Annotated in this window: 1 pseudogene; it reads left to right on the plus strand. The window is 52.1% G+C overall.

The features are described from left to right. Positions 1 to 261: pseudogene (locus KVT11_RS20135) on the plus strand (Ig-like domain-containing protein); the annotation flags it as partial.

Consider the following 261-nt stretch of genomic DNA (forward strand, 5'->3'; position numbering starts at 1 on the left):
TCTTTTGAAGAAAAATGCCACAGGCGCATTGAAGCTAACCGCTACTTATGCCGACGGCAAGACGGAAGATATTACAGACCGCGCCGAGTGGGCGACCAGCGATGAAGAAGTCGTACAAGTCACGAAGGGCAAGCTCTCTGCCATTGCTCTCGGCGAAGCGAAGATTTATGCGAAGTATGGCGAGAAGCAAGTTTCCGCCAATGTTGACGTCGAAGTTCCGCGCCGCCTCGTAGTAAGTACGGATCTTGTTTCCTTGCAAGC

It is taken from the genome of Bacillus sp. GbtcB10 (assembly GCF_019091365.1).
GTDB classification, from domain to species: Bacteria; Bacillota; Bacilli; order Bacillales; family Bacillaceae; genus Bacillus; species Bacillus altitudinis.